Genomic DNA, 14,479 nt, shown 5'->3' on the forward strand with positions numbered 1-14,479 from the left:
CAGAATCCTCGGTCAGACTCATTCCCAAAAATTTTGATAGGAAAACATACATCAGTTCTATCCCCCAAATATTGTCTATATAGGGTGCCGAAACACCAACGATGACCAATGAGATAGACATCCCAAGCGAACCACGGGCTGCGGTCGACGCGCTGGCCAACCATCTAACTGCGACCGCAGAGCGCCCAATTCCGCCGGCGACCAACCGCTGGCTCGGTGAAGCCGAGGCTGTCGCCCGCGATGCTACCAGCGACGACCTCGACACCCCAACTAGACGGAAACGTGTTCGACAGGTTGCCACACTGCTTGAGTCGGCTGACAAAACGGACGACGCGGTCGCCGATCGCCACATCGAAGCGGCGATTGAGTGCTGTCAAGTCGCTCTTGCTGACGGGTGATTTAGATCCTAGTTGTACGGAGTCACTCTCGTCACCAATTAAATTCTAATTTGTGAGGAAACCAAATTAAACTACACCAAGTTATTCTCTTTCGTTAAAGAAACCAATATAAGTTACAAAAGAGTGTTCCAGCGCATCACACTTATGTTCGTAGTCTCTGAAGAATAGTTTGATGAGTTCAAAACAAGACGATCTCAAGGAGACGAACACCGAGGCCCGCTTCGAGTTCAAGAAGGAGGAGAAGTCCGCCTTCCAGACCGAGAAGGGCCTCACCGAGGAGACAGTCCGTGTCATCTCCGAGGACAAGGGCGAGCCGGAGTGGATGTTAGAGCGCCGCCTGCGCGCGCTCGAGCAGTTCCAGGAGATGCCGATGCCGACCGACTGGCCCGGCCAGCCGGACCTCAGTGAGGTCGACGTCGACGAGATTGTCCCGTACATCCGGCCGGACGTCGATGTTCGCGCCGGCGTTGACGACTGGACCGAACTTCCGGACGAGATCCAAGACACCTTCGACAAGCTGGGCATCCCAGAGGCCGAAAAGAACGCGCTCTCGGGCGTCGGCGCCCAGTACGAGTCCGAGGTCGTCTACCAGAACATGCAGGAGCGCTGGGAGGAGAAGGGCGTGGTCTTCTGTAACATGGACGAGGCCGTCCAAGAGCACGAAGAGCTCGTCCGCGAGCACTTCATGACGAAGTGCGTCCCGCCGAGCGACAACAAGTTCGCGGCGCTTCACGGCGCCATCTGGTCCGGCGGCTCGTTCGTCTACGTCCCCGAAAACACCACCGTTGACATGCCTATCCAGGCGTACTTCCGGATGAATAGCGAGGGGATGGGCCAGTTCGAGCACACGCTCATCATCGCTGAGGAAGGCGCCGAGGTCCACTACATCGAGGGCTGTTCCGCCCCGAAGTACTCGAAGTTCAATCTCCACTGTGGCGGCGTCGAGGTGTTCGTCGACGAGGACGCACACGTTCAGTACTCGACCGTTCAAAATTGGTCGAAGAACACGTACAACCTGAACACCAAGCGCGCCATTGCGGAGAAGGGCGGGCGCATGGAGTGGATCTCTGGGTCGATGGGATCGAGGGCGACGATGCTGTACCCGTCGACGATCCTGAAAGGCCGGGGTGCCTCCGACAACCACATCACCATCGCGATGGCCGGCGAGGGCCAAGACATCGACACGGGCGCGAAGGTCTACCACAACGCGCCCGAGACCAAGTCGACGGTCGAGTCGAAGTCGATCGCGAAGGACGGCGGCCGCACGAACTACCGCGGTCTCGTCCACATCGCCGACGGCGCCGAGAACTCTTCGACGGCCGTCGAGTGCGACGCGCTGATGTTCGACAACGAGTCGACGTCGGACACGATGCCATACATGGAGATCAACGAATCGAAGGTCGACGTCGCCCACGAGGCGACCGTCGGCAAGATCGGCGACGAGGACATCTTCTACCTCCAGTCGCGCGGTCTCGACGACGACGACGCGAAACAGATGATCGTCTCTGGCTTCATCGAGCCGATCACGGAGGAGCTGCCGATCGAGTACGCCGTCGAGCTGAACCGGCTTGTCGAACTCGAGATGGAGGGCTCGCTCGGGTGATCTGATGCCGGAGTGTGCACATTGCGGGGGACACGTCTCACAGCGATTCGTGACCGTGTTCGGCCTAGACGGTGGTGACGTAGTCGCCTGCCCAGCGTGTTCCAGTCAAGCGAACATCGCGGAGACGGTCTTAGACCGTCGCTGACAGCGAACGATGGAACACTGCTTCGCGTGCGACACCGACTATGGGTACTTTGGGACGACACCGCACGAAGGGTCCTGTCCAGCCTGCGGCTCGTCAGCTGTCACGCCAGCAGGCGAACTCAGCGTCGTCGACACGACAACGTGGGAGAGTGCTACCGGTCTCTCGACGATCCACGTGACGGCGACCGATAGACGAGCGCGTCGCTTCGAGTTTGTCGTTGCGGCACGTCGCGGGCGAGGGGAACTTGTCTGTCTCGCGATCGACGGGACAGAGGTACCTACCGATACGGTGTGGTCGGTTCCGTCCGCCGTCGCTACGAGAGTTACCGCACACGGGATTAGGATCAGTGACTCGACGCCAGCTCAGAGCCGATGATGAACAGTATAGGCTATATACGCAGCCCGTCGCGTCTGTTCTGTCTCGATTACGAGCGGTAGCACCACGTAATATCTGATATGTTTGAGCGTGTCGTTACAAATATCCGAACAGGAGAGCTGCCGAGCGGTTCGAATCGCCCGACCGATGAGTAGCCGCGCGCTAAACGACACCTCACGTCACCGGACAGTCGAAGTATGAACTCGACAACGACGTGTTACGCCGACAGGAAAAGCTGATCAACTCAGCACTTCATCCCGTCATAGGAGCTGAAACATAGAGTAGTTGCGTGGGCTCGGGCAGGCCATCTATCGGTACTCAACAACTCACTCCGAGACGGGAAATACCGTGAGATCGCTCACCATGACAGTAACGGTTACGCGGTCGCCTTCACGGAGTCCGTCGCGATGTTGCTCGACGACTACTGCCTCGCCGGAGTCAACCTCCACACGTACGTCGTAGCGGCGTCCAACGTCACGTACATGTGTCACCGTCCCCTGTATCTCGATCGCTTCCGATCGGTTATCGAGACTCTCCCGATCAGTCGATGCGTCCGGTCGATCCGATGTGTTCTCGCCTTCGCTCGACTGCCCGTCGGACCCCGATGTAAGCCTGACTACCAAGTCGCCCGGTCGAACGTGAACGACCGCGCGGGATGTATCGGTAAACTCTTTCCCAACGGCGTCGGCTGGCAAAGCGACCCCGCCGACCGCCACCATCGACGGCTCACCACCGTCGACCCTCGCCGAAAGTTCGTTCGAGCGTCCGAGGAATGACGCGACGAACCGGGTCGACGGCGATTCGTAGAGTTGTCGGGGGTCTCCTGTCGCGACGGTCGCCCCGTCGCGGAGGATGACGAGCCGGTCCGCGACCGACATCGCGTCCTCCTGATCGTGGGTAACGAACAGCGTCGTCACGCCGGTTTCCTGCTGGATTCGGACGATCTCGTCGCGGAGCCGCGCACGGAGTCCCCTGTCAAGCGCCGACAGCGGCTCGTCGAGCAGGAGAACATCTGGTTCGGGAGCGAGGGCACGAGCGAGTTCGACGCGGCGGGTCTCGCCCCCACTGAGCGATGTCGGCGACGCGTCACGTCGGTCGGTGAGTTCGACTAGTTTGAGATACCGATCGACACGGTCACTCACCTGATCGGGCGTGAGATCACCGGTTTCCAGTCCATACGCGACGTTCTCGGCGACAGTCATGTGTGGGTACAGCGTCGACCGCTGAAAGACGACCCCGACGTTACGATCCTCCGGCGGGATGCCGGTGACGTCGGTCCCGCGGAGCGATATCCTGCCGGCTGTCGGGTTGAGGTGCCCGGCAATCGCTTGAACGACAGTCGTCTTCCCGCAGCCGCTCGGCCCGAGCAGCGCGACGAGTTCTCCATCCTCGAGGGCGAGCGACACGTCATCGAGCGCGCGCTCGCTCCCGTACCGATGGGTCAATCCGTCGAGTTCGAGGGTCATTTCTCCACCGCGGTGGGAACGCCGGCGAACCGCTGGACTGTGGCGACCACGATGAACGTGACAGCCAACAGCGCGAGCGCGAGCGGAACGATCGCGTCAATACCGCCGGCGATGAAGTCGACCCAGATACGCGTCGGGATCGTCCGGGGGTTGTACGCGACCATCATCGTGGCGCCGAACTCGCCGATGGCTCGTGCAAACGTGAGTACGACCCCGGCGACGATCGCCCGGCTCGTGAGCGGAAGCGACACGCGCCTGAACGTGGCTATCGGTCCGTAGCCGAGCGATCGGGACGCCTGTTCGAGACGCTCGTCGACGGCGCCGAACCCAGCGCGAGCGGTGATCACTACGAACGGCGCAGCGACGAACGTCTGCGCGAGAACGATGCCGATGAGGCTGTCCGTCAGCGGGATCCCGAGACGAGCTGCGGCGGCACCGATCGGCGTGAATCGGCCCACCACGCTGAGCAGCATTGCCCCGCCGACGACCGGCGGGACGACGAGCGGGAGCACGACGAGCGCTTCGATGAGCCGCTTTCCCGGGAACGTCTCGCGTGCGAGGACGTACGCGAGCGGCACGCCGAGAACGGTCGCGATCGCGGTGGCAGCCGGCGCGGTGAGAAGCGAGTTCCGGATCGCCGTCCGGCTCGCCACCTGTGAGAGAGCCTCGACGATAGAAACCGATCCGGTCCGGCTGAGAAACACCGCGAAGGGGAGCGCAAAGTAGATGAGCAGGATCCCCCCGAAGAGACCGAAAATCAGCAGCGGCGGTAGTCGCCGAGACTTCGTTGCCGGGCGGGTCGCGTTGATGAGGCTCATCTACCCGTTACCTCGGCGGGAACGTCGCCGTGCGATCTTGGGAACTGCTCCGTCTCGAATCCGTTTTCACGGAGGAGATCGCCGGCGTTCGCGAGGAACCGGACAAACTTGCGTCCAGCGTCTGGCGAGTCAGCACTCTCGAGCACCGTTGCGTTGTACACAATCGGCCCGCCGGTCGCCGTGTATCCCTCGTCCGTCGTGTACGAGACCTCTGCGTAGCGATCGGTGTACTCCGGGTTCGAGAAGTCGTACACCTCGGGGAACGAGTGGAACGGGAGCTCGTGGTCCGCGGCCATGTTCCGGTAGACGACCGCCGCGGCGCGGTTCCCCGTCTCGACGCCAGCGAGCAACTGGGGTTCCTCCGGCTCCCGATAGGCGGCCTCTGTGATGGCTTTGGCGAAGCCGTCGAGTCCGTGTTCCCGCTCGGCCAGTCGGAACGCATGGATAGCACGGTATCCAAGGGGATCAAGGTCAGGGTCACTTATTGCGAGGGTACCGGGCTCAGCCTCGCGTACGACCTCGTACCACGGCTCGTCCCCCTTTAGTCGCTCCCCGATCCGCGTGTTGGGGGCGTAGGCGATCCCAATGGCGTTCGACGCGAACGAGATGTCCCACGCTGCGTGCGCATCGTACAGCTGGTCACGCAACAGCTCTGCATCTGCGCTCACGACAACATCCGGGTATTTCCGGTCATCTCGCACCATCCGCATTACCGCGTTCGTACCATAGTACTCACCCCGACAGGAAATTCCTGTCTCGGACTCAAACTGCTCTCCGAGGTGATCGTCGATGAGGACCGCGAGGCTCCCGGCGGCGAGGACTGAGACCGAATTGTTGTCGCCGAGACAGCCAGCGACTCCAAGTCCACTCCCAGCGGCCACCGCTGTGAGGACCGACCGTCGGGAACGCGATTGCATATCGAAGGGTTCGGCTGTCGAACACATATAACCTACTCTCGTTACTATTCTACGAGAAGTAACCATTTTAGAATACGGTTCCAGCTGAAGTTACGTTACAAGTAGCCGAGTTCGATTATAACGCCAAATTGAGTGGACATCAATCTCGATCCGAGTTCCAAGGTTACGCCGCGTGACTACGGCTCCGGCTTGAGCCTGGCGGTATCCTACGTTGCCGGGGCAATAATTGCGAGAATTCTATGACACGCAGATGTGATCCACTTTATGACACTGTTCAAATACCAATATCTCGCCGGTGATATCATCGGCGAGCACTCAGCAGCCGCGAGCAATGCGCTCAATCGAGCAAATGGCTACTCTTAGTGGTGAATGGCTAAGATATCCTACTCGACAACAAAGCGCTCGATTGGCGATGCCGTGGGAGCGCTGAGCTGGTATCGCCAGTTCCGTGAAATTGTCCTGATGTTTGCCATCAGTAACATAGAACCGCTGTGTTAGCCGTTTTAATTGTGGCTCAACGTCTATTCAACACAGCAGTGATGTGTAATCTCTACTAGAGGATCCAGCCTACCGTAAGGTAGAGAGCAGAATGTATTCTAAACGACTTTCCGACACGACTAATAGAATAAAACCAAGTCTTGAGGTTGTTCTATCGACAGAGATCTTTCGCAGCAGAGCGAATAAGAGGCACCCAACAGAATGATCTACCCTCTATTTTAGTCAGGGTAACCGCCGCAAGTACAGGTGTAAGCAGTCACGACCGGATCAGTTATTGACGACGGACACTTATTGATCATATCACATTTACGATGGCTGACAATACACCTACTCGTCACAGTGTTTAGCCACGACCCTGACCTCCAATGAGGCTTCAACAGCTCTTCAAGAGTCAATCAGAGCTCGATCTAACTGACGGACCGATTCCACGCGCTCTATTTTTTCTCTCGTTTCCGATCGTCATCACCAATCTGCTCCAAGTCGGATACAACCTCGCCGATACCTTCTGGCTGGGACGTTACAGTACTGAGGCACTCGCCGCGATCAGCCTCGGGTTTCCGCTCGTCTATCTGTTCATCTCACTCGGGCTCGGATTGACCGTCGCTGGCAGCGTTCTCGTCGCTCAACACACCGGCGCCGAACAGCCCGCGAAGGCTGAGTATGCTGCTTCTCAAGCCGTCATCTTCACTCTGTTAGCCGGAATCATACTCGGAGCGCTCGGCTACAGTTTCGTCGCCGAACTGCTCGACGTGTTCGATGCCGAGCCGGTCGTTTTGGGACTGGCGACCGAGTACATGGAAATTATTAGCCTCGGACTGCCGTTCCTGTTCGGCTTCACGATTTTCATCGCACTGATGCGAGGCGCCGGAGACACTGTCACACCGATGCTAGTCATGCTCGGGACGGTCATACTCAACGTCGCACTCGATCCGCTGCTCATCTTCGGAGTCGGACCGCTCCCTGAACTCGGCGTTGAGGGCGCTGCCGTTGCGACCGTCTTCGCGAGGGGGTCTGCGATGGTCGTCGGGATCTGGCTCATGCTTCGGGGAGCGCATGGTATCCAGATTCACCTCCGGCAGATGGTTCCAGACCTGAGCTACAGCCGAAAACTGCTCCGGATCGGTGTGCCGGCGTCGATCGAAAATACTGGCCGCGCCATCTCAATCAATGCGGTCTTAGTGATCGTCACACTGTTCTCGACGTCTGTCGTCGCCGCCTTCGGCGTCGGCATTCGGGTCTTCTCGATGATCTTCATGCCCGCGATCGCCATTGACCGTGGTGTCGAGGCGATGACCGGCCAGAATATCGGCGCGGGACGACACGACCGGGTGGTCGCAACCAATCGCTTCGCCGCGAAGGTGTCGTTTCTACTCTTTTCGGCCGTCGGGCTCGCGACCTTCGTGTTCGCTCCCGAGATCATCGGAATCTTCGACGACTCGCCGGCCGTCGTCGCTGAGGGCGCCTCATTCCTGCGGTGGATCGCACTCACATTCGGGTTTGTGGGCGTCATCAGAGCCTACAGCGGTGGTTTCCGTGGTGCCGGCAAAACACTCACCGCTGCTACTATCGCCGTCGTGTTGTTCGGGTTTATCCGACTCCCGATCGCTTACGTGGCGTCGCAAGGACTGGTCCCGATTGACGGGTGGTTCTTTGCGACGCCGTCGCCGACGGGTATTTGGTTCGCCTTCGCGGTCTCAAGTGTAATCGCTGCTGTCGTCGCGGCGGGCTGGTTCGAGAGTGGCGGTTGGCGTGGTGGCGATCTAACTGACGAAGCGATGGAGACGACAAATACGAATACTGCCGGTGAAGACTCATCAACCGATGGTGGGACTGGCGATGAGAGTAATCAAGACGTGATCTCTGGAACTGATTGACGATACTACTGAAATCCTAATTTTAGAGATATTCTTGCCTGAAACAGCTTGCCGATAGGCATTTCAAATTGACCGCTGCGAGTCCTGCTAGTTTGAGATGACGTTCGGAATACTGTGAAAGGTGTAGATCGCGTCGTAAAGCGGTCTAGAGTTTTGTGGTTGGCTGACCCCACTCTATCCGTTACAGACTTAGAACTACGTACACCCGGTGTACGTTGATTTAATACAATAACAGATTTAGGTGGACGCGCGTGCTTGCTCTATTGAGCAAAGTCTAAACGGCTTTGCGACGCGACCAAAATCTTGAGTACCAGTTCCCGTACTATGGAGGGTGTCATAGAACAGTTCACATACCCGCTGTATAGCGATTTATACCAAGAGTAGTTCCGGTTTCCGACGCTATTCTTCGAACTCAACTAGACAAACGCTCTCTCACAGTACCCATGACAACCGTTCTATGACACCCTCGTACTATGGGTTAATTCTCCTCGCGAATGAGCAGGGGATCGTCGAGCGTGCGTACCCGAGAGGGCCACAAACGGACATTGAACGGCTCGTGAACGATGTCGAACGGGTTGCCACGGCACGAAGTGCCGGCCTCTTCGCGTCTGGAAACGTGCCGAAGATCCTCAATAGCAGGGATGCGCCTGAACCCAGTTATTAATTCCTATTGAGTGGTTCTGAATAGAAGACACGCATCAAAATCATCCTCCGAGGTTGTGTCCAATGCTGTGTGGGTCAATTAGCTCTCGATGTCGTAGCCCCATTCACGGAGCATCGATTCGAGCTCCTCAGGATGACTGAGCCCAACAAGCAGGGCGGCTTCCCGGAGATCAGCTTTCTTGACTGTCTCACCTAACCGATCCTCAACAGAGCGTCGTGCGTCACGCTGGACATCGATAGTCGATTGTTGAAGATGGAGTTGAACCGTCTTATCACGGCCATCAGTAATGCTGTTCCGCGTGAGCACCCAGGGAAGGTCGGTCGAGCGCTGTGCCGAAGTTCCACTTGTCTCCACAGACTGTTCAGGGGATTCTACTCCGGTCTCAATGGTCTCGTCAGCCTGCCGGTCGTCCGAGTTATCTTCACTCTGGTCAACTTCGTCGGCATCGGTATCGTACTCGCTGTCGCCCCAGTCGTCGTCCGCTGCGCCGCTTTTGAACCCACCCATTATGCCGTCACCTCGAGTTCATCTTCGTCGATGGCACCGGGTTCAGGCGGGTTTGGTGCTGTGATCCCGCCTTGCTCCTCGACGAAACGGGCTACACGATCCAGCTGAGCGAGCGTTTCGATCTCATAATCCCGACGGCGGTCACGGTGGCTGCGAACATACTCGAACGCAGAGCACTGCTGTCGCCAACATCCTTCCATCAGTGACGTGCGGTCACCGATCACGGCAGGAACCTCATACGGAATCTCCGCAAGCATCTCTTCCTGATCGCGGGTCCCTTTAACGCCGATCGGGACGGCACCAAGTACTCCCACGTCGATATTCAGCTGGTCCGCGAAGTTTGTCGCGAGATCTTCTAACCCTTCAACGGCCGCCTGTCCCTTCGCAGAGGGCTCAACCGGGAGAAGCAGGTTTCGGGTTGCGTAGATCGCATTATACAGATGGGATCCTTCGGTCGCCGGAGGGTCACAGATGACAATATCGTACGTATCCGGGATACCCGCCTCACCAAGGACACGCCGGAGTTGGGCGTGGATGTTGTATGCGTCACCGAAGTCTTCCGCCTTCTGCTGTTCGCGCTCGAGGTGTTGACTGAGATCTGAGAGTGAATTATGTTCTGGGATGACGTCGATACCCTCCACAGTCCGGATCAGATCCTCAAATGGACCACGGGGGCTGCCCACCATGTGACGGACAAGACTGTCCGCGGATGCGTCCGCGCGATCGTCGTCAACGCCGAGGAGCCGACTCAGGTCGCCATCCTGTGGGTCGAGCGGGACCACGAGGACATCGAGCCCGGCTCGGCGGTGCGCCACGGCGAGGTTGGCAGCGAGCGAGGTTTTGCCGACGCCTCCTGCCTCGCTGTATACTGTGTACGCAAGCATATCCGGGAATACGGTGGCTTACCTAATGAATGTACGTCAGACACTAACCTAAGACTCATATCTAAGACAGATATCTTAGACACTTGTCTAGATATTTTATACATGAAAGATAGATGGATAACAGAGATCAGATGCGTGGACAAATTGGATAGAGGGCTGAGGCATCCTAGAAATCGGAACACAGAGCATCGCCCAAAGGAACTAATATTATTAACCATGTACATTAGCGCGTCATGGTATCACAAGACAGGGTTGAAAATCTATACGCCGACATGGTTACGGCACGGTATTACGAGGAACGATTACAGGAAGAGTAACTAGAAGGCAAACAGCCTGCCTTCGACATTTCAGCGGGCCCTATTCCCGGTGAGCTTCATCTCGCAGCTGGACAGGAGGCGGCAGCTGTTGGTGTCTGTCACCATCTTCGGTCAGACGACACGGTAACAGCCCCACATCGTCCGCATCATATCGCTATCGCGAAAGGGGTCGATCTGAAACGGATGACCGCTGAGATATTCGGCCGAGCAACGGGTCTCAGCAAAGGAAAGGGTGGACATATGCATCTGTTCGACCCAGATGTGAATTTCGCGTGTAGTGGCATCATCGCTGAGGGATGTCCACCAGCAGCCGGGGCAGGGCTTGCGGCCAAAAAGCGCAATACTGACGCAGTGGCAGTCGCGTTCCTCGGTGAGGGAGCGATCGATCAGGGTGCGTTCCTCGAGTCGCTGAATTTCGCGAGTGTCCACAACCTACCAGTTGTATTCGTCGTCGAGGATAATGACTGGGCAATCAGCATGCCCAAAGACCGTCTGACATCCTCCCACGGCTAAAGCCGTGGGGTTCCTCCACTGGGGGTTGAGCCCACAGAAATTGAGAGGTTCGCAGGTTCCTCGTCACGTTCGACGATGACCTGCGTTTTGGGCTGTGCCAGTACAGCCCCCGCCTCGGACAGCGGTTTCGAAAACTTGCCCGAGGCTCGTTTTCCGATGTTTAGCGCACCGTTCTTGTCCGCGTTGTCGTCCAATCCGCACTCGGGACACTCGAACCGCCCCTGCGTCTCCCGGACACCCTCACAGGCACAGCGGTTACACGTCTTCGACGTGTCGTATTCCTCGACCAACACCACGTCGATACCCGCGCCGTGTGCTTTGTACTCGATGTAGTTCAACAGGCGAGCGAACGGCATCTTGTGGATCTTGTCGTTAATGTACCGCCCTTTGTCGTTGTCTCTACAAATTCCACCGAGATCACCCACGACGATGACCGTGTTCCGCTCTTCGGCATCCTCTACAATGTGTCGAGCAATCTTGTGGAGACGGTCGTCGACCTTCCGCGCTTCCGCGTCACCGATGCGCTCAACCACCTGCTGTCCCTGTCGAGGTTTGGCCTTCCCGATAGACTTCCGTAGTTGCTTGTAGTGTTCGCGGAGGCGGCGCACTTCTTCGCCGTAGAACGTGGTGTCACGGTCCGAGAGGAACGCGCAGGTAGCGACCCAGCGTGCGCCCATATCGATAGCCAGTACGTCGTCATACTCGTCTGGGATGGTCACAGACCGTTTAACGACGAGATGGACGTACCAGTCACCATCACGGCGCACTAGTTCGCTATCTCGAATGTCACCCTCTTGGACGAGTGTTTCGTCCTTGTGTGGAACGTGGGCGGGACACCAGATAGAGTTCCCCTGTCCCCGTTCAGGGTCGTATACAGGGACTTTCATCCACCACGACGACAGCACCGTGTCCTTGTCGTGAGCGATATCCAGTACGTCGTTGCGGAGAACGACGGGCTGCTCGGTGTCAGGGTTCGGGTCTTTCTGTTGCTGGACTTTCGACGCTTGCTGTTTCGTCGCGGAGTAGAGGTCGGCATCCCCGCCGTGAACCTCGCGTTGGAACGCCTCGTACTCACGGGCCAGCATATCGGATTTTCTGTTGGTCAGCGAGTGGAGCTTGACCCGCACCGTGGTTGAGACGTTCCGTTGCATCGTTATTCACCCGCTTGTGCGTCGATATACTCCTCGATGACCTCGCTGGAGACGTCACCCCCACTGGAGACGAAGTACGAGCGCGTCCACAGCGAGGGCAAGCCAAAGTCGTACTTCTCACGGAGGTGATGCGAGGAGTAGCCCTTGACCTGTTGCATTATTTTGTTCGGAGCGAGCGTCGGATCGCCCGTGATGAACAAGTGAACGTGGTCGGGACGAATCGCTAACTCCAGAATTTCTACGTCGAGTTCGTTAGCTTTGTCCTCGATGAGTTCTTCGAGTCGATGGCGTACCTCGCCTTTGAGTACCGACTTGCGGTACTTCGGACACCAGACGAAGTGGTACTGGAGTTTGTGGATGTTGGTACGTTCTCGGTCGAACCCGCGAGGCATCGTCGGTATATAGAAGTAACTCATCGAAAGATGTTACGCAAATATCAACCCCAAGCCGTGGCTACGAACGTGGATACATTCCCAGTTGTCGGCTTCATCCCACCCGTGAACGGGTGGGCTTTCGCCTTGCTACCGCTGTAACGGACGTAGAAGACGGGTCAGACAGAGCAGCCGGGTTTGATATGCCAGGTGTTCGCGTCGACCGCGACGACGCCGTTGCCATCTACGAAACTGCCGCTGACGCAATCGGCAGAGCCCGGGACAGGAACGGACCCACACTCCTCGAAGTTCAAGTCCACCGACGGATGGGCCACTTCATGGGCGATCCACAGACGTATCGGCCTGATGAGGACGAGGAGGCGGCACTCGCGCGGGATTCGATCGATCGCCTCGAATCGAGATTACACGACCACGGCGTCGACGACGAAGCACTCGCCGAGATCCGTGACGAGGTCGAAGCGCGCGTTGAAGATGCCATCTCGTGGGCAAAAGAACAGCCCCATCCAGACCCCGAAGACGCGTACGACGACGTCTTCGTCAATCCACCGTCGGGTGTGACAACAGAGGAGCCGGAGTTCAACCTCGCGGAGGTGAACAACGATGACTGAAGATAGCGATGTTATCGACCGTCAGTGACCCACGACTGAAGTCGTGGGCTTGTCAGTGGACTCCCCCTCTACCGTCGAATCAACGGAGGCGTGGAACTCGCCGTTCAGGTTCAGCGTCCCTGACTTGAGCGCACACTGACAGGGTGCGCCTCCACTCGAAGACGTTTGCCCCGAGTGGAGACGTTTCAGCAGTTTGCGAGCGATATTCTTGCTCGCGTTGTAGTCCGCGTTCAGTTCGTACTCGCACTTCTGACAGACGAACTGGTGTTTCGACCGCCGATTGCCCTCGTGGGTAAACCCGCACGACGAACACCGCTGGGACGTGTACGCCGGACTCACCCGCGCGACCTCGATACCGTCCATCTCGGCTTTGTACTCGACGTACTCGAACAAGCGGCGGAACGCCCACGCGTGGAATCGTTTTCCGCCTCCCATCCGCGTGCGAATATCAGTCAGGTTCTCGAACGCGATGTGCGTACACCCGTGGTTGCGGGCTTCGTCGAGAATCCGGTTCGATGCGCGGTGGAGTTCGTCCTGTATCCAGCGGTGTTCGCGGTCGTTCATCGACTGAATCGACAGATGCGCCGACCGCGTCCTCGTCTGTTGCATCGACCCGCGCGTCTTCTCGAACTCCCGGCGTCGATGGTTCATCTCGTCGGCGTTCCCGATGAACGCGCCTGTCGAAGTCACTGCGAGCGACCCGTCCACGTTCAAATCGACCCCAAGGACTGTTCTGTGCTTGGCGTCGTCAGAAGTAGTCGTGAACTGGTCTTGCTTGTCCGTTGTTCGGCGCATCCGTGCGTGGAGGTAAAACGATGCTGTACTGCGATCGTACTGTAACGTGGACATTCGAAACTCGTAGTCCTCGTTCAGCAGGTACTCGCCGATCGGTGTGTCTTCGGGATCGTCGGGGAGCACGTAATCGCACTCGACGCGACCGTTCACAGTCGACAGCGACACGTGGTCACGGTGGAACGTCGCAGAGCGTTTGTCATAGACAACGCTCCACGCGTCGAACTGCGGCTGACTCGTCTTCTCGCCCTTTTCGAGGCGGGCAACACCGCTTTTTGTGGCCTCGATAGCGCGTCGAATTCCTTTTTGGACGAGATTCGCAGTCAACTCCGTCTCGTCGCGGAGCCGGTCGTAGAGGGCGTTTTCGGCTTTCTGTTTCGAGGTCACGCAGTAGTCGTTCGGATGCCTCCACGCCCACTCTGAGGTGGTGTTCGCACAGTGGAGGAACTGGTCTTTCGTCTGATGGAGGTCGTCGCACCGCTCTGTGGGAACGTTGAGTTTGACTTTGACCGTGCGAATCGCGTCCTCCATCCGTACTTCACATATCAATAGATCTA

The 14,479-nt window shown here is 57.9% G+C and carries 12 protein-coding genes and 4 pseudogenes; 8 read left to right on the top strand and 8 right to left on the bottom strand.

Translation table 11 applies throughout. From position 1 onward, the window contains the following. Nucleotides 1-101: 101 nt before the first annotated feature. The 3 genes from C472_RS16500 to C472_RS18205 all read left to right on the top strand — a co-directional run bounded on the left by C472_RS16500 (nucleotide 102) and on the right by C472_RS18205 (nucleotide 2,146). Nucleotides 102-398: a hypothetical protein gene (locus C472_RS16500; protein WP_082238275.1), complete on the top strand. Its 297-nt coding sequence runs from the start codon at nucleotides 102-104 to the stop codon at nucleotides 396-398. Nucleotides 399-570: 172 nt separating this feature from the next. Further along, nucleotides 571-2,001 carry a Fe-S cluster assembly protein SufB gene (gene sufB, locus C472_RS14765; protein WP_006630654.1) on the top strand — a complete coding sequence of 477 codons (1,431 nt, stop codon included), beginning with the start codon at nucleotides 571-573 and terminating at the stop codon, nucleotides 1,999-2,001. A 4-nt stretch (nucleotides 2,002-2,005) separates the two neighbouring features. Next, complete coding sequence (locus C472_RS18205; protein WP_048075829.1) at nucleotides 2,006-2,146, top strand: DUF7563 family protein; 141 nt, start codon at nucleotides 2,006-2,008, stop codon at nucleotides 2,144-2,146. 701 nt (nucleotides 2,147-2,847) lie between these two features. Here C472_RS18205 and C472_RS14770 read toward each other — a convergent pair. Genes C472_RS14770 through C472_RS14780 form a run of 3 tightly spaced genes read right to left on the bottom strand, consistent with a single transcriptional unit; the run spans nucleotide 2,848 to nucleotide 5,722 of the window. Next, on the bottom strand, nucleotides 2,848-3,987 hold the full coding sequence (locus C472_RS14770; protein WP_006630655.1) for an ABC transporter ATP-binding protein: 1,140 nt from the start codon (nucleotides 3,985-3,987) through the stop codon (nucleotides 2,848-2,850). Continuing rightward, a complete protein-coding gene (locus tag C472_RS14775; RefSeq protein WP_006630656.1) occupies nucleotides 3,984-4,805 on the bottom strand; it encodes an ABC transporter permease in 822 nt (273 codons plus the stop codon). Before C472_RS14775 ends, C472_RS14770 begins: the two co-directional genes overlap by 4 nt. Continuing rightward, nucleotides 4,802-5,722, bottom strand: coding sequence for an extracellular solute-binding protein (locus tag C472_RS14780; protein ID WP_006630657.1), 921 nt, complete (start codon nucleotides 5,720-5,722; stop codon nucleotides 4,802-4,804). The genes C472_RS14775 and C472_RS14780 overlap by 4 nt, the downstream gene beginning before the upstream one ends. A gap of 369 nt (nucleotides 5,723-6,091) precedes the next feature. Here C472_RS14780 and C472_RS16510 point away from each other — a divergent pair. From C472_RS16510 to C472_RS17875, 3 genes and pseudogenes are all read left to right on the top strand, one after another. After that, nucleotides 6,092-6,220 (top strand): annotated as a pseudogene (locus C472_RS16510) (IS5/IS1182 family transposase); the annotation flags it as partial. Between the two features lie 365 nt (nucleotides 6,221-6,585). Continuing rightward, entirely contained in the window at nucleotides 6,586-8,094 is a 1,509-nt protein-coding gene (locus C472_RS14785; protein ID WP_006630658.1) for an MATE family efflux transporter, read from the top strand. Nucleotides 8,095-8,563: 469 nt separating this feature from the next. Beyond that, a pseudogene (locus tag C472_RS17875) lies at nucleotides 8,564-8,680 on the top strand (SCO family protein); the annotation flags it as partial. A gap of 156 nt (nucleotides 8,681-8,836) precedes the next feature. Here C472_RS17875 and C472_RS14790 read toward each other — a convergent pair. Together C472_RS14790 and C472_RS14795 are read right to left on the bottom strand one after the other, a co-directional pair. Beyond that, a complete protein-coding gene (locus C472_RS14790) occupies nucleotides 8,837-9,265 on the bottom strand; it encodes a hypothetical protein (protein ID WP_006630659.1) in 429 nt (142 codons plus the stop codon). After that, on the bottom strand, nucleotides 9,265-10,149 hold the full coding sequence (locus C472_RS14795; protein WP_006630660.1) for a ParA family protein: 885 nt from the start codon (nucleotides 10,147-10,149) through the stop codon (nucleotides 9,265-9,267). Before C472_RS14795 ends, C472_RS14790 begins: the two co-directional genes overlap by 1 nt. Before the next feature lie 233 nt (nucleotides 10,150-10,382). On the opposite strand from C472_RS14795, the pseudogene C472_RS16520 reads away from it, so the two are divergent. Further along, nucleotides 10,383-10,964: pseudogene (locus C472_RS16520) on the top strand (thiamine pyrophosphate-dependent enzyme); the annotation flags it as partial. A gap of 11 nt (nucleotides 10,965-10,975) precedes the next feature. Here C472_RS16520 and C472_RS14805 read toward each other — a convergent pair. Together C472_RS14805 and tnpA are read right to left on the bottom strand one after the other, a co-directional pair. Continuing rightward, nucleotides 10,976-12,130 carry an RNA-guided endonuclease TnpB family protein gene (locus tag C472_RS14805; protein WP_006630662.1) on the bottom strand — a complete coding sequence of 385 codons (1,155 nt, stop codon included), beginning with the start codon at nucleotides 12,128-12,130 and terminating at the stop codon, nucleotides 10,976-10,978. 2 nt (nucleotides 12,131-12,132) lie between these two features. Next, on the bottom strand, nucleotides 12,133-12,522 hold the full coding sequence (gene tnpA, locus C472_RS14810; protein ID WP_006630663.1) for an IS200/IS605 family transposase: 390 nt from the start codon (nucleotides 12,520-12,522) through the stop codon (nucleotides 12,133-12,135). A gap of 137 nt (nucleotides 12,523-12,659) precedes the next feature. Here tnpA and C472_RS16525 point away from each other — a divergent pair. Further along, nucleotides 12,660-13,130, top strand: a pseudogene (locus C472_RS16525) (thiamine pyrophosphate-dependent enzyme); the annotation flags it as partial. Between the two features lie 21 nt (nucleotides 13,131-13,151). Here C472_RS16525 and C472_RS14820 read toward each other — a convergent pair. Next, nucleotides 13,152-14,453, bottom strand: a complete 1,302-nt coding sequence (locus C472_RS14820; protein ID WP_006630665.1) for an RNA-guided endonuclease InsQ/TnpB family protein — start codon at nucleotides 14,451-14,453, stop codon at nucleotides 13,152-13,154. Between the last annotated feature and the right edge of the window lie 26 nt (nucleotides 14,454-14,479).

The organism is Halorubrum tebenquichense DSM 14210, from assembly GCF_000337415.1.
Classification (GTDB): Archaea; Halobacteriota; Halobacteria; order Halobacteriales; family Haloferacaceae; genus Halorubrum; species Halorubrum tebenquichense.

Bases quoted from the DNA above. Each gene is read 5' to 3' on its own strand.
- C472_RS14790 (WP_006630659.1), bottom strand. From the start codon at position 9,265: ATGGGTGGGTTCAAAAGCGGCGCAGCGGACGACGACTGGGGCGACAGC.
- tnpA (WP_006630663.1), bottom strand. From the start codon at position 12,522: ATGCCTCGCGGGTTCGACCGAGAACGTACCAACATCCACAAACTCCAG.
- C472_RS14805 (WP_006630662.1), bottom strand. From the start codon at position 12,130: ATGCAACGGAACGTCTCAACCACGGTGCGGGTCAAGCTCCACTCGCTG.
- C472_RS14780 (WP_006630657.1), bottom strand. From the start codon at position 5,722: ATGCAATCGCGTTCCCGACGGTCGGTCCTCACAGCGGTGGCCGCTGGG.
- C472_RS14775 (WP_006630656.1), bottom strand. From the start codon at position 4,805: ATGAGCCTCATCAACGCGACCCGCCCGGCAACGAAGTCTCGGCGACTA.
- sufB (WP_006630654.1), top strand. From the start codon at position 571: ATGAGTTCAAAACAAGACGATCTCAAGGAGACGAACACCGAGGCCCGC.
- C472_RS14770 (WP_006630655.1), bottom strand. From the start codon at position 3,987: ATGACCCTCGAACTCGACGGATTGACCCATCGGTACGGGAGCGAGCGC.
- C472_RS14820 (WP_006630665.1), bottom strand. From the start codon at position 14,453: ATGGAGGACGCGATTCGCACGGTCAAAGTCAAACTCAACGTTCCCACA.
- C472_RS16500 (WP_082238275.1), top strand. From the start codon at position 102: ATGACCAATGAGATAGACATCCCAAGCGAACCACGGGCTGCGGTCGAC.
- C472_RS14795 (WP_006630660.1), bottom strand. From the start codon at position 10,149: ATGCTTGCGTACACAGTATACAGCGAGGCAGGAGGCGTCGGCAAAACC.
- C472_RS18205 (WP_048075829.1), top strand. From the start codon at position 2,006: ATGCCGGAGTGTGCACATTGCGGGGGACACGTCTCACAGCGATTCGTG.
- C472_RS14785 (WP_006630658.1), top strand. From the start codon at position 6,586: ATGAGGCTTCAACAGCTCTTCAAGAGTCAATCAGAGCTCGATCTAACT.